Below are 21,495 nucleotides of genomic sequence, written 5' to 3' on the forward strand. Positions count from 1 at the left end.
TACTGACAATAATCTTATAGAAAATATACGTTGAAAGAGCCCAGTAGCAGCTTTGTCCATGTTATAGAAAGTCAGGGGTTGATGGAACCTGATACACACAAGGACTGCGAATTACACTCTGGAGTATCTTGGGTAATGCCAAGCGGTGCTAGCGATCGATATTTCGCTGAAAGTGGTATGAACAGTGCTTTATAGGCTGTTGATGCAATTTGGGTGGTAACACGGTTTATTCAATCGTCCCTATGTCTACAATAGACAAGGGGGCGATTTTTTATTTGGAATTTTACCGTTGCGGAGCCCGCGCTTATGTCATTTCAACGTGAAATCTTAGGAAAATTACTTTTTACAAAGGAGCTGTATCGCTTTGAACATTATTGACGAACTCGAGTGGCGCGATGCCATTAACCAGCAGACGGATGCGGAGGGCTTGCGCGAATTAACGAATAAGAAGGCGGTTTCGCTCTATTGCGGCGTTGATCCGACGGGCGACAGCATGCATATCGGTCATTTGATTCCGTTCATGATGCTGAAGCGGTTTCAATTAGCTGGACATCGGCCAGTCATTCTGATTGGTGGTGCAACGGGCACGATTGGTGATCCAAGCGGTCGTCAGACCGAGCGTTCGCTGCAAACGATGGAGCAGGTGCAAGCGAATGTTGATGCCTTGACAGCGCAGTTGAAGAAGCTGTTTGTAACCGAAGGCGACAATCAGGTTCGCATGGTCAATAACTATGACTGGACACATAAAATTAATGTCATCGATTTCCTACGCGATTACGGCAAAAACTTTAGCATCAATACGATGCTAGCCAAAGATGTCGTATCGAGTAGGCTCGACAGCGGCATTTCGTTCACCGAATTCGCTTACCAAATACTGCAGTCGCTTGACTACCTGCATCTTTACCAGCATGAGGATGTTCAGCTTCAAATCGGTGGATCTGATCAGTGGGGCAATATTACGAGCGGTCTTGATCTCATTCGCAAAAAAGAAGGCTCGGAAGCAGTAGCTTTTGGTCTTACGATTCCACTTATGCTGAAAGCAGACGGTACGAAATTTGGCAAAACAGCAGGCGGTGCAGTATGGCTTGATCCGAATCAAACGACTCCGTTCGAATTCTATCAGTTCTGGGCGAATACGGATGATCGTGACGTTGTGAAGTACTTGAAGTTCTTCACCTTCCTCAATAAAGAGGCCATTGAAGCACTGGATGAGAAGGTGAAAAGCGAGCCTCATAAACGTGCTGCGCAAATCGCGTTGGCGGAAGAAATGACGAAATTTGTTCATGGTGAAGAAATGCTGGAGCAGGCGAAGCGAATTACGGCAGCATTGTTCAGCGGGGATATCCGCTCGCTCACAGCTGATGAAATTGAGCAAGGCTTTAAGGAAATGCCAACCTATACAGCTGACAAAGAACCGAAAAACATCGTTGATTGGCTAGTAGAGCTTGGCATTGAGCCTTCCAAGCGCCAAGCGCGCGAAGATATTACGAATGGCGCGATCTCGATGAATGGCGAGCGAGTTAGCGATCTAGAGCTGAGTGTAACTGCTGACCATGCTATCGGCGGACGGTTTATAATTATTCGCAAAGGCAAGAAGAACTACAGCCTTGTGAAATTGACCTAGAATTAAGCGCTAATACGAGATTAGGGTGTTCCATAAGCCATGAATTTGGCTAGGGCATCCTTTTTTTGGTTCCAAGTAGTGGCAGGTTACGGTCATTCGGGCGTGATAAGCCCACATAGGTGCTTATGACAGCAAAACAGCTTACTTTCTCGAGTGATAAGCACCTATGCGTGCTTATGAGGTGGATTTAGTGGTGGGATACGGCCATCTGGGCGCGATAAGCCCACATAGGTGCTTATAGCAGGAAAAGAGCTAACTTTCTTGTGCGATAAGCACCTATATGTGCTTATGAGGTGGATTGAGCGAAAGCTAATGAACCCACTCATATAGAAATGAATGAGTAGGTTCATTAGCCCTAAGTATAATCTGCTCAGGCAGTGAAGCTAAAAAATACGGTAATCCCAGCTGGTGAGCTTGGCTGCCGCTTCCAAGAAAAAGTAGTCGCCATAGATGAGCGATACGTTGATATTGGAGCCTGCTGGCAAGTTGCCGGTCGCTTCGCGGAGTATTCCTTCGTAGCTGGGCTCATCCCATGAGGCGTATCGCTCAGAGAGCGACATCAGGATGCGTTCTGCTTGACGATAATATAGATCTTGTTCTGCGAACGGCACCAGCACAGCAAGCTCCAGCAGTCCAGATGCCGCGCATGCGGCTGCCGAGGTGTCGCGCGGCACCTTAGCTACAGCATCTCTGCCGACTTTGTGCGCAGACAGAGGGTTGAAGACTCTATTATCGGTACCTGATTCCAAAGTGGAATCTGCATCCGTAATCCGACTCGATTCAGCTGGGATTGCGCGGAAGTCCCAAACCGGTACAGCGTCATTTTCGGTAGCTGCTAGGAAGAAATGGGCTATCTGCTTGGCTGCATCTAGATAGCGGGGCACTCGTGTATAGCGGTATACAACGGCAAGGCCATGCAGTGCCCATGCAGCGCCGCGGCTCCAGGCCGAATCGGGACCGAAGCCTTGACCGCCGATGCTAGCGAGAAACGCTCCGCTCTCGGGATCAAAGCTGCAAATGTGGCGGACTGAACCGTCTGGACGGATAAAGTGTTCCAAAATGGTATCCGCATGCGCCTGGGCAATATGACGGAAGCGAGGGTCATCTAATTCCTCGGCTGCCCATAGCAGCAAGGCTAGGTTCATAGCAGAATCTATAATCGCCCAGCCGGTGTTGCCAGCGTTCCAAACGGTTTTGTCCTTTACCGGGTTCCAAGCCCGAATGAACTGGCCTGCAAGGTTGAATCGCCCCGCAAGCAGATTAGCAGCGTGCAGTCCGCGCCGCCTAGCATCAGCATCGCCGGTCAGCTTATATTTAATAACGGCTGTCGGCAAGAACTGAAACCCTACATCATGATGAAAGTTGTTATCCTCCCCAAGCTTCTGCTCCAGCCTAATATCAAAGTCCCAGGCACGCTCAAGGTAGCAATTCTTTCCTGTACGACTATACATGATCCACAGCATGCCGGGCCAGAATCCCGAGGTCCACCAATCAAGCCGAGTCGAATCATAGATGCCTTCCACCGTCGCATGCGGCGATTTGTCGTTCAACTGAGTTAGCATGCGTTCGATTTTACACTCAAGCCTCATCCATAATTCGGTCTTTTTTTCCTCGCTAAGCCTACTCATTTATTCTGATCCCTCCGCAGTAACAGGATAGTTTGCGCCCCTATTGTGGCACATATCTTTGTGAATTTCTATACATGCAGCGATAGTCCTGCAAAGAACAACAGCCCACCTAAAAAGAAGCCAAGCTGCCGGTTTATTGCCTAAAAAAAACACAAACAAAGCGATAAGACTCCATTGTTAGGTCGATTCATTCTTTATAGGATAAAGGCATAACTCAAATCAGCATGGATAGGAGGGCAAAGCCTATGCCGCAAATAACGATTAAAATGTACGAGGGCCGCACAGACGAGCAGAAGGAAGAGATTACCGTTGTTTTTACTCGTGAACTGTCTAGAATTATCGAACGGGAGCCGGAATTCATCAGCATCGAATTTCATGAAATACCAATTGACGAGCATGCGCCTGCAAATTTGCGCAAGAAAATGGGGTGAGAGCGATGCTTAGGATGCAGTATATGTGGAAATACAAAGCGCTCTATTTTATCTCGATTCCGGGCATTCTGTTTTTCCTATTGTTCAAATACGTTCCACTGTTTGGTACGGTGATCGCCTTCCAAAATTACAATCTGTTCACCGGCTTCAAAGGAAGCCCATGGGTAGGGCTGGCGCATTTCAAGCGGATGTTCAGTCATTATGATTTTCTCCGCATTCTTGGCAATACGCTGATTCTCGGTATCTATGACATGGTGTTCGCATTTACAGCGCCGATCGTACTGGCACTCTTATTGAACGAGGTGAGGCTTGCGTTTTATAAGAAGATCGTACAGACGATCATCTATGCACCGCATTTTCTTTCATGGGTAATTGTAAGCGGTATCTTTGTTGGTGTTCTATCACCCTCCTCGGGTGTCGTCAACACGATCATCGGTTGGTTTGGGATGGAGCCCATTTATTTTCTAGGTGAGGATTCGTACATTCGCACCATTCTAGTCAGCTCGGGCTTGTGGCGGGATATAGGCTGGGGAACGATTATTTATCTTGCAGCACTGGCCGGTATCAATCCGGATTTGTATGAGGCGGCGGAGATGGATGGAGCAAGCAGATGGAGGCAGACGCTCGCAATTACACTTCCAGCGCTGCTTCCAGTCATTACCATTCTATTTCTCCTTAAGATCGGTGATTTTCTAGACTACGGATTTGAGAGAGTGTTTGTCTTCCAGAATCCGCTCAATCTCCAGAACAGCGAAATTCTCGACACGTATATTTACAAGGCGGGCCTCAAACAAATGCAATACAGCTATGCTACTGCGATTGGACTGTTCAAGTCCGTCGTCGGCCTTACTCTACTTTCTATCGCCAACTTTATGAGCAAAAAAGCGACCGGCGAATCGCTGTATTAAGGGGGGACAGCAGTTGAACAGACACGAATCGATGAGCCGCAAACTATTTCATATTTTTAACTATAGCTTCCTTACACTGCTGGGATTAATGATGTTCCTCCCATTCATGAACGTCATTGCGCAGTCGCTTAGCAGCGCCGGTGCGATCGATCGGGGAGAAGTGATGTTCTGGCCGGTTGAATTCACCACTCGTTATTATGAATATGTATTTGATGATGTATCCATATGGAGAGCATTCAGCGTGACGGTGTACATTACAGTTATGGGTACGCTTATTAATCTGATTATGACCGCATCGCTTGCGTATCCCCTGTCTAGGCAGGAATATGTCGGCAGAACTTACATTTTAATTTTTGTTCTAATGACGATGATCTTCAGCGCACCGCTGATTCCGCAGTTTATTCTCATGCGGGAGGTTGGTTTAGTGAATACGCTTTGGGCGCTCATGCTGCCGACGGCGATCAGTGCCTTTAACCTATTCGTGCTGCGCTCGTTTTTCGCTCAAATTCCGCATGAGCTGATTGATTCCTCACGAATCGATGGCTGCAGCGAGCTGCGTACTTTATGGAGCATCGTCCTGCCGCTGTCTAAGCCGGCTCTCGCAACGGTAGGCATTTTCTACTCCGTTACGAACTGGAACAAGTATATGGATGCCCTGTATTATATTAATGATGTTAAGAAATACCCTTTGCAGGTAAAATTAAGACAGATGCTTATTACAGACGATCTAACGGATACGGGCAATCTTGCGTTTGAGGCGGCTTCGCAATCGGTTCAGGGCGTGCAAATGGCCGTTATTCTAGTGGCAACTATTCCAATTATTATGGTATATCCGTTTCTGCAGCGATATTTCATCAAGGGAATGATGATCGGATCAATTAAATCATAAAGCAGCAGCACCATACCGGCGCATACTAAAAAAAAGACAAACACAGCTAAACGGAGTCCATTGTGAGGTTGCAGGCATTGCTTCTAAACTAGAAATGTAAGCGCTGTACTGAATAAAGTAAGTACCATCTAACGAAAAGAGGGGATTCTATGAAAAAGATTTTGGTACGTGCGATGATCATGGTTTTAACGCTTGCGGTATTTACGGGCTGCAGCAGCAATAATGCGGGCAGCAATTCCAAAGGCAGCTCAGGCGAGAAGCCAGCGACAAATGCGCCAGGCGAAGAGAAGGCAGCGGAGCCTGTCAAGTTCTCGATCTCCATGCGAACACTCAACGTAGCCTATGTAGAGAAGAACCCAGACATTAACAAAGACAAATACGTACTTGAGCTGGAGAAAATGACGAACTCAGATCTTGATATCCGTCTCATTCCACACAATGAATATCAAGATAAAATGATTCAAATGTTCGCAACGAATGACATCCCTGACGTGGTGCAGGGCAGCGGCGGCATAAGCGGTCCTGAGCTTGCGGGTGCAGTAGAGAACGGTGTGTTCCTTCCGCTGAATGATCTGCTAAAAGAGTATGGCCCGGATTTGCTGAAGTTCATACCTGAGTCCGCATGGGAGCGAATGACCGATGCGAAAACAGGCAACATTTATGGTATTCCTGAGGTGCTGACGAATCCATCGCGGCGCGCGACTTGGATTCGTACGGATTTGCTCGAGAAGACAGGCAAGGAAATTCCGACTACGGTGGAGGAAACGTTAGACGTGCTTCGCGCATTCAAGGAGCTTGGCGTTGAGCAGCCATTTGCAGGCCGTCAGAATTTCAAATATGCGGATATGTTCTTTGGCGCTTATGATGTACTCGGTTATCTGAATCAGTTCAAAGTGTTCCCGGACGGCCAAGTGAAGCCAAGCTTCTTCGATGTTGAAAATATGAAGAAGGCAATTGGCGTCTACAAGACGATGCATGACGAGGGGCTGATCAGCAAAGAATTCGCAACGATTGAAAGCACCGATTTCAAGAGCATTGTCACTAGCGGCAAGGCGGGTATGTGGTCAATGAACGCGAATGAGCTGCCAATCTGGGGCGCTCAGCTTATTCAAAACGTACCGGATGCGAAGGTAGCCCTTATCCCATCGCCGGTTGGTCCTGACGGCAAAGGAGGTTATGCGCATTACAATCCGGTTACGCGTTCGTTCTATATTAACGCTAAGGCGAAGGATAAGGCAGCCGACATAATCAAATTTTTCAACTGGATGGTTAGCGAAAAGGCAGAGCTGTTCTTCAGCTTCGGCATCGAGGGCGAGGACTACCAGGTAACAAATGGCGAGCCGGTATTCGAGGTTCCAACGGATACGGCTGGCACAGACAAAATGCGCTATCTCAACTACTGGCTCTGGATGGTGCAGGATACTACCTATAATAAACGTGTATCCGAGCTGTCGGATTCCGGCAAGCAGCTCGTTGACGCCTTTGATCATATGCTCGCGAAGGAAGGCCGCAGAGGGCTGGAATTTGATCCGCGTCTGGACGCGCTCATTCAATATCCGGATCTGAATCCGAAATCGGATGAAATGCCGCCGCTTATTTTGGAGCATGTTCTGAAGATGGTATACGGAAGAGAACCGATTGACGGTTATGAAAAGCTGCTTGAGGAGTATTTATCCAAAGGCGGCAAGGAAATCATCGAACAGGCGACATCACGTTATAACAGTGGTGAGAGCGCTTTCGAATAAGGTTTACGGAGGCAGGCAGTTGCTTTACTATGAGGATAGAAGAGGACTCTCCGCAGCTCGCCTTGGCTGGCTGCGGGAGCATCCAGTCCGAAGGGGGAAAGCTTCATGCACCGTATTCTCGTAGTAGACGATGAACCAATGATCCGCAGGGGGCTCGAGAAGCTTATTCAGCAAGCGGATACCTCTCTTATTCATACCGACACGGCCGAGAACGGCGTAGATGCTTTGGAGAAAATCAGAAGCAGCAGACCTACCATCTTATTCACAGACATTCGCATGCCTCGCATGGATGGGCTCGAGCTCTGTCAGCGCATGCAGGAGCTGTACGGTGATATTCCAATCGTGGTTGTCTCAGGCTACGGTGATTTCGAGTACGCGCAGAAGTGCATGTCTTATGGTGTAAAGGAATATTTATTGAAGCCCGTGACGAAGGCGGGGGTACAGGGCGCCGTTAACAAGCTGCTCGCCGGTCTTGCCACGGAAAGTGAGCGTGCTTACATTTCGCTGTCCAAATTGGAGCTGTGGCTGGAGCAGATTGAAGAGGCAGTATGGCATCTGCAGGATGAGGTCATTCGCGAAATGATAGAGGAGATGCGCATTTATTGCAGCTCGCGTCGAATCGAGGAGCGGCAGCTGGCGCAGCTGCTCAACGAGCTGCTTGCCAAGCTGGTCAAGCAAATTAAACAGAGGGATGTTTATCCGATTGTATGTGAAGAGCTGCTGGCGGAAGCGTCTAGGGATAGCGGCTTTGACGGATTTGAACGATCAGTACAAGGGCTTATGAAGCTCATTCGTGCCAAGCGCAAGGGGCTCTTAAGAGAACCAGTCGAGGAAGCTAAGGGGTATATCGAGCGGAATCTTTCCAAGGAGCTATCCTTGGAGGAAGTTGCCGATATGCTTGGCTTAAATGCTTCTTATTTCAGCCAGTTGTTCAAGCAGATGACGGGCGAGACGTTTGTACATTATCGCATCAAGCGGCGTATGGAGCTTGCGAAGAAGCTGCTTGCCGCTGGCAATCATAAAATAACAGATGTCTCGTATGAGGTGGGTTATGCTGACCATCCACATTTTACAAAGACGTTTAAGAAGTTTACGGGCTATACGCCATCGGAGTATCGGGCGACGCTGGGGATTGAATGATGCGCAAGAGTCTGTCACGCCAAATATTCATCTATTTTTTTATCGTAATATTGCTGTCGCTGTCGATGGTTGGCATTTTCTCGTACGTAGAGTCATCGCGAGCCATCGATAAGCAGGTTGAGAAATATATGACAACGGTTATCAACAATGCCGCCATGCAAACCGACAATCATCTAGCTGCCTTCGAGCGAGTGAGCAACTCTATATTGTCCCAGCAGCTCGTGAAAAAGTTTCTCGATATGGACCCGACTGACAGCTATGGATATTACGAATTCACAAGCCAGATCCGCAAGGAAGTATTCGAGAAGGTGTTCATTACGTACCCGACTCAGATTCATATGATTTATATACTTGGGTATCATGGACGGTCTATTTTCGACCAAAATCAGAGCTTCTCATCATTCTCTCTTGATCCGTCCGCACGTCTCGCGGAGCTGAATGAGAAGACGCCAGGCAGCGGCGAGATTGCGATTTTGAAGACAAGCCTGCTGGATAAGGACCAGAATAAGGTCATTACCTTAGCTCGCAAAATCAGGGGATATTCGTCATACAACCCAAAGGGTATACTCGCTATTGAATTTAATAAGCAGCAGCTCAGCAATTTGTGGAGTCAGGTTGATCTCGGAGAGCAAGGCTTCTTCTTCATTCTCGATCGTCAGGGAGAGGTCATCTATGCTCCGGATAACGATATGATGAAGGCGCTGCTGCAATCAGACATTCCGGAACGTTTAATATCCGGAGGGGATCAACGCTTTAACGAGCGGGTGAATGGGGAGTCAACGATGATTATTTCGCGTAAATCTGATTATTCGGGATGGAGCCTTGCCATTTCCATGCCGCTTAAGGAATTGCGTGACCCGATTTCCAATATCCGTTCTACGACGATTACGGTTGGCCTTTTGACGCTCATCATTGCGCTTTTCCTCGCGATCAGATTCGGAAGATCCATCGTGAGTCCAATCCGGGTACTGAAAAACGGGATGCGAGAGACAGAGAAGGGCAATTGGATGAGTATCGAGACGAAGCCAAGAGAGGATGAGATCGGAGGCTTGATCCATAGCTACAATCTAATGGTGAGCAGGCTTTCGGAGATGATTAAGCGAGTGTATGATACGGAGCTACAGAACCAGAAGACTCAGCTTGAGCGGCAGAAGGCGGAGTTTCAGGCGCTGCAGCTGCAGATCAATCCCCACTTTCTGTACAACACATTGGAGACGATCAATTGTTATGCGATCGTGCAGGATTCAGATGAGATAACCGAAATGGTGGAAGCGATGGCGTTTATGCTCCGCTATTCGGTCCAAACGAATTTGGAGGAAATTACGATTGCGAATGAGCTTAACCATGTCCGCAACTATATGATTATTTTGAAGCATCGGATCGGGCGTGATTTTGAGCTTGATGTGGCGATTCCGCCAAGGCTGCTGCTCTCCAAGATGGTACGACTGACGCTTCAGCCTTTAATCGAAAATATTTTTCAACATGCGTTTCCGGATGGGATGGAGCAGCGTCATACGATTCGTATCGATGCGATGGAGCAGGGGGAGAAGCTGCTGGTTATCGTAGAGGATAACGGTGTTGGCATGACGGCTGATAGGCTTGGGGAGCTTCGGCTTCGGCTGCAAGAAAACCGGCTTGCTGATGATGGACATGAATTTAAACGAAAAGGCGGAATCGGTGTCGCTAATGTGCATCGCCGGATCCAAATGGTGTTTGGCAATGCGTATGGCCTAACGATAGAGAGCAAGCAAAATGAAGGTACAATTATTATCATGTCCATGCCAAAACAATACAGCGGAGAACTGAAAGAGTCCCCGTGAGAGGAGTCATAATGATGACGATTGATCTAACAGGTAGAATTGCGCTGGTGACTGGAGCTTCGGGAGGAATCGGCCGCGGAGTGGCAAGCATGCTTGCGGCAAGTGGAGCAAAGGTTGCTTTGAACTATTTGAACAACCATACGGGTGCAGAGGATGCAGTTGCGGCTATTCGGGAGGCGGGCGGCGTCGCGGAGGCTTTTCAAGCTGACGTGACGAAGCCAGAGCAGATTGCAGCAATGGTAAGCGCAGTAGAAGCTTCCTTCGGAGGGAGTATCGACTTGCTCGTGAACAATGCTGGGCATTTAGTTCAGCGCCTAGCAAACGAGGAAATGACGGAAGAGCTCTACATGAAGGTGATGGACGTGAATCTGAAGAGCACCGTGTTCGTCAGCAAGGCCGTCATTCCAGGGATGAAGGCTAAGGGAATGGGGCGCATCGTCAATGTGACTTCCATAGCCGCGCATAACGGCGGTGGTCCAGGCGCGACCATCTATGCAGCTAGTAAGGCCGCAGTTCTTTCCTATACTAAGGGACTTGCTAAGGAGCTTGCCGCCAGCGGCATTACGGTGAACGGAGTATCTCCGGGCTTCATTGGTCAGACGGCGTTCCATGATACGTTCACACCAGATGCCGCCCGCAAGGCGACGGTACAGGGCATTCCGCTTGGGCGTGAAGGGACACCGGAGGACGTTGCGGGCTCAGTGCTCTTCCTCGTATCTGGGCTGGCTGCCTATCTGACGGGAGAGACGATCGAAATAAATGGAGGCATGTTCATGCGATGAGCATTCAGGAGAAGGCTAAGCGATACGAATGGTGCTCGGATACGGTGTTAGAACTAAGGGAAGAGCTGGATCAGGTGATCGCTGTCGCAGAGCGAGGGGGTGCTAGTGAACCGGGTATCCCAATGGAACCGGGCGGCTGGTGGCATAGCTATGTGTGTCCTACCCATCATACGGAGCTGCTTTTTGATCCACTGGAGGAGGAGGCAGCCCAATTTGTATGTCCTTATGGCTGTGAGATGAATGGCGAGCCTTATCGGGGAGCGTGGCTGGTGTTCAAGCATCAGTCGCTGGCAAGGTATGCCCTGCAAGCAGCGGCCGTGTATGCGGCAACCGGTATGAGTCGTTATGCGGAGCTTGGTCGGTCGATCATTGTGCGGTATGCAGAGCAATTTCCCCATTATCCAGTGCATCCAGATGCATCACCTTGGATGCTGAAGGGCAGAGCATTTCATCAGGCGCTTACGGAAGCGATATGGGCGACGACGATCATTAGAGCGTATTTGCTATTGGTAGACGAAGGAGTCTCTTTTATAGAGGGTGAAGATAAGCTGCATGTCTTCTTCGACATGCTTGAGAGCAGCATGCGGGAGTATCACGGGATTTTGACAATAGATCGAGGAAATCCTGAGAATAATTACACAGCTTGGCTTAATGCCGCTTTATCATGCGTATATGCGGCCCGTGGCGAAAGGGAGAAGCTGCTAGCGCAGTTAGATGCCATAGGGGGCTTCCGCCATCATCTATCGATTGCAGTTAAGCCTGATCAGCTGGAGTTCGAAGGAAGCATCTATTATCATGCTTTTGTGGTTAGAGCTTATTTAATTAGCGCCGAAATGGCGGCAAGGTTCGGAGAAGACTTGTACAGCTTTAACGGGGAGCAAGGACAGACATTGTGCGGTATGCTAAGCGTCCTTGTTCAGTTGGCTGATGCGGAGGGCTGCTTGCCTGCGCTGCACGACGGGCCTTATTGGCGCGAGCCTTATGCGAGAGAGCTAGCTGAAATTTTTGAAATCGGATTGACGCATTTCAGCATCGAGGACTGCTTGCCGCTGCTTGGGGAAGTCTATCGACAGCTTAGGCCGCAGCATCATTCGCGCGGAGGATTGGAGGCAGTCCTTTATGGAACCGGCGATTGGCGTAAGTCGGTTCCTAGGGATAGACAGGAAAGTGTCATACTGCCAGACAGCGGCTTTGTAGTACTCGCGCAACTGAATAATAAGCTGTCATGCCTGCTTGACTTTGGTGCGCACGGTGGCTCGCATGGTCATTATGACAAGCTGAATCTTATGCTGAGCCACCGTTCCTACCAGCTGTCGCCAGACCGCGGCACGGTCCCTTATGGCTCCCCTTTGAAGAAGGAATGGTACCCTCATACTGCTTGCCATAACACAGTCAGCATTGGGGGACGTTCACAGCATGAAGCACAGGGTACTTGCTTGAAATATGAGAGGTCGGAAGGCTATTCCTACGCATGGCTGCGAACTTGTGATGCGTATGACGGAGCTGTGCTCGATCGTCATGTACTGATTAATGACTTCTGGGTGCTGGATTGGTTTGAGGTACGATTGGAGGAGCAAGAGCAGGTTGATTGGTGGTTTCACTACAAAGGGAAACTAAACAGCGGCATTGACGAAGTATCCAGCAGCGAGCAAAGCGCTGCATCAGCAGAGCCGCTTGGCGAGCAGGACGGTTACTCCTATATCCAAGAGATTAGCCGCTATAATCCGGCTTCTCCTCTTGTTTACCCACTACGTATTGAACAGCTGGTGCTTCCTGGAGAGCCATCAACGAAGGAAGTGGTATCAGCAGTACTTTGGGCGGATGCGGGAGCATCGCTTATCCGTGTGTTGTCGCCGGGAACCGCAGATGATCCAACGCAGCTGTCGGAAGGAATTCTGCATCGCCAGATCGGCGACAATCTCCGTTTTATCGCAGTATATTGCAGCGGAAATCAATTGCCGCAGCTGAGCTGGACGGAATCCGGCGAGCTGATGGTCATTCTTAATGGAGAAAAAGCTTTGGCTAGCAAGAGGTACGAGCTAACAGATAACGGGTTAAAGGAGAGGCAAGCTAAATGAACAAACTATTTGAGCCGATCAGTGGAAAGCTGTCTGTACCTTACGAGCCCTCTGAGCTCACGAAACTACTAGAGAACCCACCTCGATTTACATGGATGCCGGCTAGACTTGATCATGATCAATACATGCTGCAATATGCAATGACGGATATCTTTGAAGAGGAACAGACCGTTACGGTACAATCCATTCCTTATAATCTGTACACGCCGGATCATTGCTTTGCCCCTGGGCGATATTATTGGCGTTATGCCTTGCAGCCCGCTGCGGAAGTAGGCGAGGCAGCGTGGAGCGAGATTCGATCTTTCACCGTACCAGAAGGATTGCCTGAAACGCCGTTGCCTGCAAGGCAGCATCGATATGAGACGACCACGTCCGCTCACCCTCGGTTGTGGCTCGGAATGGAGTCGATATTGTCATTCCGCTCGGAGCTGGCGAAGAACGCTAAGTATTGCGGCTGGGATGATTTTTACGAACAATCGGTTAAACCTTGGCTGGATAGGGAGCTTATTGCCGAGCCTGAGCGTTATCCGGATAACAAACGCGTAGCAAAGCTGTGGCGTAAAATGTATATGGATTGTCAGGAGACGCTCTATGCAATTCGCCATCTGAGCGTAGCAGGCGTCATCTTGCAGGATGCATCGATGATTGAGAAGGCGAAGAGCTGGCTGCTCCATGTTATCGGTTGGGATACAGAAGGGACGACCTCGCGCGATTACAATGATGAGGCGGCATTTCGGATTGCTGGAGCGATTGCTTGGGGATATGACTGGCTGCATGCTTATCTATCTGATGAGGAGAGGGAAGCTGTACGCGCCAACCTCTTACGCCGAACGGAGCAGGTCGCCTACCATGTCATCGACCGCTCCAAAATTCATCATATCCCTTATGACAGTCATGCTGTTCGTTCTCTATCCTCGGTGCTTACACCGGCCTGCATCGTGCTCCTCCATGAGGAGCCGAAGGCAAGGGAGTGGCTGGATTATACGCTGGAATACTACTCTTGCCTGTATTCGCCATGGGGTGGCGAGGATGGCGGCTGGGCAGAAGGCCCGCTTTATTGGACGACAGGTCTCGCTTTCGTTATCGAGGCAATCAATCTCATCCGCAGCTATACGTCGATTGATATGTTCAAGCGGCCGTTTTTTGCGAAGACTGGCGACTTTCCGCTTTATTGCGCTAGCCCCGGTACTGTTCGTGCCAGCTTTGGTGATCAGTCTTACCTGGGAGAGCCCACGAGTCTGAAGACCGGTTTTAACATCAGGCAGTTTGCCGGTTTAACGGGCAACGGATTATATCAATGGTTTCACGAGCAGACGGCCGCTTCCGACAAGGACGCGGATTCGAAATTTTATAATTACGGCTGGTGGGATTTCCGCTTCGACGAGCTGCAGTACAGCTATGATTATCCTGCAGTGGAGGCGACATCCCCTTCGGCAGATGCCATTCAGCCGGTCAAATGGTTCCGGGATATCGGCTGGGTTGCCATGCATCACCGGATGGATGATCCGCAGGAGCATATTATGCTGCTCGCAAAGAGCAGCCGCTACGGCTCGATCAGCCATAGCCACGGCGATCAAAATGGTTTCCTCCTCCATGCGTTTGGCGAACCTCTCGCGATTGAGAGCGGCCACTATGTAGCCTTCGGAAGCACGATGCACTTGAACTGGCGGCGGCAGACGCGGTCGACCAACAATATACTGATCGACGGCCTAGGGCAATACGCAGGAAAAAACAAGGTGCAGTGCATGGAAGCGAGCGGCGAAATTGAAGATGCCTATTACTCGTTAGAAGGCGGAGGTTTTGGCTATGCGAGAATGAACGCCACAGCTGCCTATAAAGCAAACGTTCCTTATTTGAAGCGGTATGTAAGAGAATTGTATTTCTTTAATCAATCGTATGTCGTGATCGTTGATTATGTTGATTTGGAGCAGCCAGCTAAGCTGGAATGGCTCATGCACACCCTGTACGAGATGGATTTATCCAAGCAAGCTTTCCGCGTGAACGGCCTCGCAGCGGATATGGATGGTAGATTCGTCTACTGCTCCTCGGGCAGCCTGACATTATCGCAGCATGATCAATTCACGGATGTTGATCTCTCAGAGCTGGAAGGTCTCGAGAAGCAGTGGCATTTGAGCGCAAGCACGAATGTCGCTGCGAGCCACCGCATCGTAACGCTGCTCGTACCGATGAGGAAGGACGAGGAGAAGTATGTTTCTTATTTCCTCGACGATCAGGATCATGGCGTCCATATTTATTTTACGAACGAATACGGCATCACGCAGAAAATTGAAGTGTCCAAGGCTTATTAAGCGGCGAGCCTTTCGAGCCTTTGTTTAATAGAATTGGCTGAAGTATTTCTTCAGAAGCACTAATCAAAAAGAGTCTTTAATCTAAGAAAAAAGCAGCCGATACGGCTGCTTTTTTAGTTTTTTTCCTTCGAATACCTGCGATCACTCATGCATTCTTAGGTTATCTCCGCCTAAGCGAAATGGTCAAGCCCCAATATTGTAGACAATGAAAAAAGCGGTATGAAATGAACTGTTAATGACAAAGCGGCAGACCAAATTCTGGTCTGCCCTTCACTATCGAACTATCGTTCTCCGTTATTTGAACTAATGATTGTCAAGGTTTGGGTAACAACTTCTTCGTACTTACCCAATACTTCCGAAATCAGTTCTCGGGATCATGTACTTTAGTCCATCCATCCGTGTTTTCAATGTTTCTAAAACTTCCGTTTATGATACGGAAGACCCTCGCCTTCTTCGCAATACTGTTTAAGACTGAACAAAAAAATAGCCCAGTTATAATTACATACGCGATAAAATGCGGTTACTTCCTCCCAATTCATCTGACGAAAAATGATTGAAGTCTTCCCGTTTTTTTCCTCCATATCAAAAGAAATTGTCGTACCTATCCATTCTGGATCTGAATCAACACACTGCCACAAAATTTTTTTATCGGTAACAAGCTCATCAACTCGCATCTTTGTTAAGCCTTTGCCGCCGAATTGGAACTCATTTATACAACCGATCTGATCATTGACTATTAGTTCATTTGTCCATATTTCTGAAAGTCCTTTTGCAGTGGTTAATGCTTCATATACCATTGAAGCTGGAACATTCACGGTCTGTAAGTGCTCGATATTTGCCATATTGCTCATTTCCCTTCTTTATAAGGATTTAATTTATGTAATTATTTGTATAGGAAAATTATACCATGGTACGGTTGATATGATTTCTTTTCGATTGCTCATTTTGTAATAACGAATTAGGGAAGGTTCTTTAACTAAACTGCCAGTTAGCTTAATGAATTCCAGTCTAACATTTGAATTTTGTCTAACGATCATGCTGTAGGCTACGATGTCTTTCCCGCTAGACCCGTTTACGAACCCTATCTTTATCTTGCATCCCATATTTCTCAGTAATTTGCCTATATGCCCACTTCTCATCCTCATGTAACCGTACGGCTTACCATATGGGTTTTTCCAATGTCTACTAGAAGGGGGCCACTTCAAAATTATGGTTGGTCTTTATTCGTTCAACGATTCATCTTTACGATATCCCTCTGGTGTATAGCCCGTTAATTTCTTGAACAGCCGGAAAAAATATTTTGGATTATCATAACCTAGAGAAGTTGCTATTTTATATATTTTGTCATCAGTGGAACGAAGCAGCTGTTTTGCATGCTCAATCCGAATGTGATTGATGTAATCGGTTAAATTTTGCGATGTGCGTTCTTTAAATAAAAAACTAAGATAGCTTGAGTTCAAAAAAAATAGTGATGATAAACGTTCCAACGTAAGCTCCTTGGCATAATTATTTTGAATGTAGAGCTTGATATTATCGATTACATGCTCATTGCTATAAATGGATTGCTCTTTCATCAGCTCAGATAAGCCAGTTAATACAGGCTGAATATAAGATTGAATGCCATTCAAATCAAAGGCAGTCGTGAGCACGGACTCCAGACTTGATGAAGTGTTATGGTTGGAATCATTTTTCCAATGTCTAGCGATCATTCGTTTCACTTCGATAATAATGTCACGGCATTGCGCTTTTAGCTGATAGAGCAATAGATTGGGCTGGGCGATATAATAGGCGAAGAAATCAAGCAGAAGCTCATTAACTTTTGCCGTATTTCCGCACTCTAAGTAATATAAAAGGGGCTGGCTTTTGTCCCATAGTACGATCTGTGACGAAACATTTACCTCGGAATAGTGATAGTACTTTCCAAAATCAGTAATCATTCGCTGATCAAGAGCAGTAATACACTCCAGAAGAGCAACACGTAGAGAAGACAGGCTTTCGATCTTATTGCTTATTCCAATACAGCATTCATTATAGCTGGATGAGCTAAGCTTTTCGATGCATTGGATCGCTGCTTTATTTACTTTCTCCGATATGATTTTATTATCCTCTTGATCAAAGAAGGAAAGAATAAGGAATGCTAGATTGTCGCTTTGTGTATGTGGAATAAATGTAACGGTCTCTGTTGAAGTCATAAGATTTTCTTGTATAGGCAATGGTGAGTAGATGGTCAGCAAAACATGGAACTGAGCAAGCTCTAGTTGTTTAAAGCGTTCCGATTGAAAAGGCAGTAAATGATCTCGAGGATGCAGCGACAGCATCCTATTATGCAATTGCTGTACATCAGCTTGATAGCTCAGCGCGATATACTCCTCGGATTTTTGTTTTACTTCCTCTATAACTCCTTTCTCATCTTGAATTTGTTGAATGGTCTTCGAAAGTGTTGCATGAATTTCTTCACGGCTAAAAGGTTTGAGCAAATAGTTGACGACTTTGGCCGAAATCGCTTCCTGCATATAGTCAAAGTCGGAGTAGCCAGAGATAACGATCATTTTTTTACTTGGATAAAGCTCATTTACATTTTTCATCAATTGCTTGCCGTCCATGCCAGGCATGCGCATATCCGTAAAGATAATGTCTGGATTTGTGCTTGCGATAAGCTCAAGCGCCTCATTGCCATTGCTCGCCTCTCCAACACAAGTGAGCGTTTCATGGTAGGTTCCTATTTTTTTGATTAGCCCTTTACGGATAAGCAATTCATCATCGACAATGACATACGTATACAAGTTACACACCTCTTTTTTCTAGTTGTAGGGAACGGTAATTTTAATTAGAGTGCCTTCATTATGCTCGCTTTCGATGTTCAAACCATATTCTTTTCCATAGTAGAGGTTGATTCTAGCATGAACATTTTTGATACCGATGCTTTGTTTGTCGCGTTTCCCGATTGCCGTGAAAGAAGGCGGCTCCGCTAAAAGTGCATGGATTTCCGCGATCTGCTGGATCGTCATTCCTGTACCGTCATCGATGACTTCAAAGCAAAGTGTATCCTCGCTGCGATAGCCTTTAATCGTAATACTGCCGCTGCTTTGTTTATTCTCCAGGCCATGATAGATCGCATTTTCGACGAGTGGCTGCAAAATAAGCTTTAATATTTTCTGATTCTTCAAGCTTTCGTCAATATGCAAATGACAATTTATTTTGTCGCCATACCTGATTTGTTGAATCGCCATATAGTTGGTAATATGCTGCAGCTCATCTTGAATGGGAACGAGCTCGCTCTCCGTTTTAATGCTGTAACGAAACATGTCTCCCAGCGCTTTGGTCATAATAACAATGCTTTCCACTTCCTCGATCTCGGCAATACTATTAATAGATTCTAGTGTATTGTATAGAAAATGAGAGTTGATTTGCGCTTCCAGCGCCTTCATTTGAGAGTCCATGGATAGAATGCGACTCTGGTAGCTCTCTCTAATATGGGTATCGATATCACGCATCATTTTGTCGTATTCATGATATAGAATACCGATTTCATCCACACGTTTACGATCTGCTTCCATGGTCACAAAATGCTGCCCTTTATTTTTGCGCATCACTTTGGCAAGATGAATAATCGGCTTAGTAATTAATGTGGATAAGACGAAGCTTACGAGCAAAAATATGACTGCGCAGCTAATGGAAATATACAAGATTAGTTTTTGTGAAATGCCGTACTGCTCGTAGATCTTGTCAATGGAAATCGTAGCAATTACATTCCAGTTTTGTTCAGGCACATTTTGAATGACCGTTAATAGCTGGCCGTCATTGAATTGCAGCTGTTTTCCTTGCATGTTGTGAATTAAGCTGGTTAGATCAGGCTCCAGACGTTGACCGACGAGCGTATTCGTTTTATCGTATAAAATATTATCTTTCTCGTTGGCCAAATAAATATTAGATAAGCTCGGAGCTGGATTGCGGTTTAAATCCGAAAACATCGTTGTACTGAGATCCAGCATGAATACTCCGACAAATTCATTATTGTTCGGATCATATAAGGCACGGGAGAAGCCGATGGATGGTTTTGCATTAATAATATAATCCTTTTTGTTCACTTCACCGATATAGAGCTCGCCTTTTTTGGACAAGGTTTGCTTATACCAATCTGCTTCGAGCGGATCGTAGTCCACTTCAAGGTCAGTGCCATTTCCATAACTAATATTTTTGCCATCAGGGGTGAATAAATAAATCCCGTTAATATAGCTGTAGCCTAATAAAATATTTTCAAAAATAAGCTTAAGTTTATTTCGAGTTATGAAAACTTCGTATTGATCGTCTGTGTTTTGTAACTTTCTAAGCTCATCTCTGACGGTTGTATAATTCGTTGCATTGGAAGATTGCTGCAGCAGCGTGATGGAAATTCGATCGATATTCATTAGTATTTCTTCAATGTTTTTTACTGAATTTTGAATTGTAGTTGAAGCGACAAGCGAGGTTTGCTCATTCACAAGCCTCGTATAGCTTCGATAGGAGATCAAGCTAACGATTATTATAGGAATAATGGAAACGATTACAAGAACGAGAAACAGCTTAGTTTTAATATTGAATAAGAACATGTTGAACCTCCAACTCTGTACGACCTAAAAATAGTGCACCAAAGAACAAAAGTAATTATACTGCCTATTACCTTATTATAAAAATGTAGACAAGGCAATAACAAATCAGTAAGAGGCTTCATACAAAAATGATTTAGGGGGAATAAAAAATGAAATCAGTTAAAACATTAACGATTACAGCTTTGATGTTGATGGTGCTCATTGTGAGCGCATGCGGAAACAACAATGGAGCTAACGGTGGGTCGAACACATCCACTGACAATCCGGGCTCTACATCAACTAACGGAGACCCGATTACGTTAACGATGATGCTCTCTGGCAATAAAGCATCTGAAGGCGAGGATTTTGAGCTTGATGTGCTTCCTCGCCTCGTAAAAGAGAAATTTCCGAATATTACATTAGAGGTTCAAAAGCTTCCAGACGATCAGTACAATACGTCGATTCGTACGAAGCTTGCTGCTGGTCAAGGGCCGGACATCTTTACGGTATTCCCCAAAAATTCATCGGGAGGCGTGAACGACTTTGCAAGAGCAGGCTTTTTGGCTGATCTGTCTGATCTCACCTTTTGGGATAAATTCGCACAAGGCGCGAAAGATGATATGTCGTATGAGGGTGAAAATTATGCGATGACAACTGGAATTGCTTATCTCGGTACGTACTACAACAAAGAAATGCTGGAGAAGGTTGGTGTGACTGAATTTCCGCAGGATTGGAATTCATTCCTTGAGTTATGTCAGAAGCTGCTTGACGCTGGCATTACACCGATCGTTATGGGAGACAAAGATCCGTGGGTGATTCAGTTCGGTATGTATCAGCTGGCTGCTAACGTCGTATATCCGGATGAAATGGACTTTGACGTGAAGCTGCAGGCGGGTGAAAACGCATTAACCGATCCGAAATGGGTAAAAACAATTGAAATGTATCAAGAGCTTTATACGAAAGGTTATGTAGCCAAAAATTCCCTTGGACTTGGAAGCGCGCAAGCGAATCAGTTGTTCATCGATGGGCAGGCGGCAATGATCTTCACAGGAACTTGGGATTTTCCATCTTTAACATCAAAGGGTGCGGCGGAGTTTACACGTGGTTTTGAATCGCTTCCAGGTAATGAAGCAGGCCAGCCTGTGTATGTATCTGCAGCAACTTCAGCTGGGTATGGCCTAAATGCCAAATCGAAACAGCTTGATGCGGCTAAAGATATTATGAATTATTTGTTTGATGGTGAATCAGAGCTATTCCAAGCATTCAACGCAGCTAACACTTCGATCAGCGTATATGAAGGTGTAGAGCTTAGTAATGAGCTGTTCACTTCAGTACACGAAAACTATACACAAACAGGAAACTCGGTTTACTTCAGCAATCAAATGTGGCCAGCTGGAGTATCGGACGTCATGCAATCCAAATTTGCTGAAATGATCGGTGGAAGAAAAACTACAGCAGCTGATACTGCAGCTGCCATGGATGAGAAATTTAAGGAGCTTTGGAGCACGAAATAAGCAAGGATAGATAGAAATGAGTCAGTTGGCAAAGGAAGGTGGCCTTTACCTTCCTTTGT

The 21,495-nt window shown here is 46.6% G+C and carries 15 protein-coding genes and 1 other annotated feature; of the genes, 11 read left to right on the forward strand and 4 right to left on the reverse strand.

Annotation, left to right across the window (positions count from 1 at the left end; genetic code table 11):
- Positions 1-21: 21 nt before the first annotated feature.
- Positions 22-245 (forward strand) — a binding site (T-box leader).
- Between the two features lie 119 nt (positions 246-364).
- Entirely contained in the window at positions 365-1,624 is a 1,260-nt protein-coding gene (gene tyrS / locus MHI37_RS10835; RefSeq protein ID WP_076334982.1) for a tyrosine--tRNA ligase, read from the forward strand.
- Between the two features lie 383 nt (positions 1,625-2,007).
- On the opposite strand, the gene MHI37_RS10840 is transcribed toward tyrS, so the two are convergent.
- A complete protein-coding gene (locus tag MHI37_RS10840) occupies positions 2,008-3,252 on the reverse strand; it encodes a glycoside hydrolase family 88 protein (protein ID WP_076334983.1) in 1,245 nt (414 codons plus the stop codon).
- Between the two features lie 245 nt (positions 3,253-3,497).
- On the opposite strand from MHI37_RS10840, the gene MHI37_RS10845 reads away from it, so the two are divergent.
- The 9 genes from MHI37_RS10845 (at position 3,498) to MHI37_RS10885 (ending at position 15,354) form a co-directional block, all read left to right on the forward strand.
- A complete protein-coding gene (locus MHI37_RS10845; protein ID WP_076334984.1) occupies positions 3,498-3,683 on the forward strand; it encodes a tautomerase family protein in 186 nt (61 codons plus the stop codon).
- 5 nt (positions 3,684-3,688) lie between these two features.
- Complete coding sequence (locus MHI37_RS10850; protein ID WP_076334985.1) at positions 3,689-4,591, forward strand: ABC transporter permease subunit; 903 nt, start codon at positions 3,689-3,691, stop codon at positions 4,589-4,591.
- Between the two features lie 31 nt (positions 4,592-4,622).
- Entirely contained in the window at positions 4,623-5,480 is an 858-nt protein-coding gene (locus MHI37_RS10855; protein ID WP_076335036.1) for a carbohydrate ABC transporter permease, read from the forward strand.
- A 149-nt stretch (positions 5,481-5,629) separates the two neighbouring features.
- The gene (locus MHI37_RS10860) at positions 5,630-7,225 is read left to right on the forward strand and encodes an extracellular solute-binding protein (RefSeq protein WP_076334986.1); all 1,596 of its coding nucleotides are present in this window, start codon (positions 5,630-5,632) and stop codon (positions 7,223-7,225) included.
- Between the two features lie 105 nt (positions 7,226-7,330).
- Positions 7,331-8,365 (forward strand): response regulator, encoded by a 1,035-nt coding sequence (locus tag MHI37_RS10865; protein WP_076334987.1) that lies wholly within the window; start codon positions 7,331-7,333, stop codon positions 8,363-8,365.
- Positions 8,362-10,185, forward strand: a complete 1,824-nt coding sequence (locus MHI37_RS10870; protein WP_076334988.1) for a sensor histidine kinase — start codon at positions 8,362-8,364, stop codon at positions 10,183-10,185. The genes MHI37_RS10865 and MHI37_RS10870 overlap by 4 nt, the downstream gene beginning before the upstream one ends.
- A gap of 14 nt (positions 10,186-10,199) precedes the next feature.
- Positions 10,200-10,967 (forward strand): 3-oxoacyl-ACP reductase family protein, encoded by a 768-nt coding sequence (locus MHI37_RS10875; RefSeq protein WP_076334989.1) that lies wholly within the window; start codon positions 10,200-10,202, stop codon positions 10,965-10,967.
- Positions 10,964-13,045 carry a heparinase II/III family protein gene (locus MHI37_RS10880; RefSeq protein ID WP_076334990.1) on the forward strand — a complete coding sequence of 694 codons (2,082 nt, stop codon included), beginning with the start codon at positions 10,964-10,966 and terminating at the stop codon, positions 13,043-13,045. Before MHI37_RS10875 ends, MHI37_RS10880 begins: the two co-directional genes overlap by 4 nt.
- Positions 13,042-15,354 carry a DUF4962 domain-containing protein gene (locus MHI37_RS10885; protein ID WP_076334991.1) on the forward strand — a complete coding sequence of 771 codons (2,313 nt, stop codon included), beginning with the start codon at positions 13,042-13,044 and terminating at the stop codon, positions 15,352-15,354. Before MHI37_RS10880 ends, MHI37_RS10885 begins: the two co-directional genes overlap by 4 nt.
- Positions 15,355-15,767: 413 nt before the next feature.
- Here MHI37_RS10885 and MHI37_RS10890 read toward each other — a convergent pair whose 3' ends face one another.
- The 3 genes from MHI37_RS10890 to MHI37_RS10900 form a co-directional block, all read right to left on the reverse strand.
- On the reverse strand, positions 15,768-16,196 hold the full coding sequence (locus tag MHI37_RS10890) for an SRPBCC domain-containing protein (protein ID WP_076334992.1): 429 nt from the start codon (positions 16,194-16,196) through the stop codon (positions 15,768-15,770).
- Between the two features lie 378 nt (positions 16,197-16,574).
- Entirely contained in the window at positions 16,575-18,137 is a 1,563-nt protein-coding gene (locus MHI37_RS10895; protein WP_076334993.1) for a response regulator, read from the reverse strand.
- 18 nt (positions 18,138-18,155) lie between these two features.
- Complete coding sequence (locus MHI37_RS10900; RefSeq protein WP_076334994.1) at positions 18,156-19,943, reverse strand: sensor histidine kinase; 1,788 nt, start codon at positions 19,941-19,943, stop codon at positions 18,156-18,158.
- Positions 19,944-20,092: 149 nt separating this feature from the next.
- Here MHI37_RS10900 and MHI37_RS10905 point away from each other — a divergent pair, with 149 nt between their 5' ends.
- Positions 20,093-21,436, forward strand: coding sequence for an extracellular solute-binding protein (locus tag MHI37_RS10905; RefSeq protein ID WP_076334995.1), 1,344 nt, complete (start codon positions 20,093-20,095; stop codon positions 21,434-21,436).
- Positions 21,437-21,495 lie beyond the last annotated feature (59 nt).

The sequence above is a fragment of the Paenibacillus sp. FSL H8-0548 genome (genome assembly GCF_038630985.1).
In the GTDB taxonomy this organism is placed as follows: Bacteria; Bacillota; Bacilli; order Paenibacillales; family Paenibacillaceae; genus Pristimantibacillus.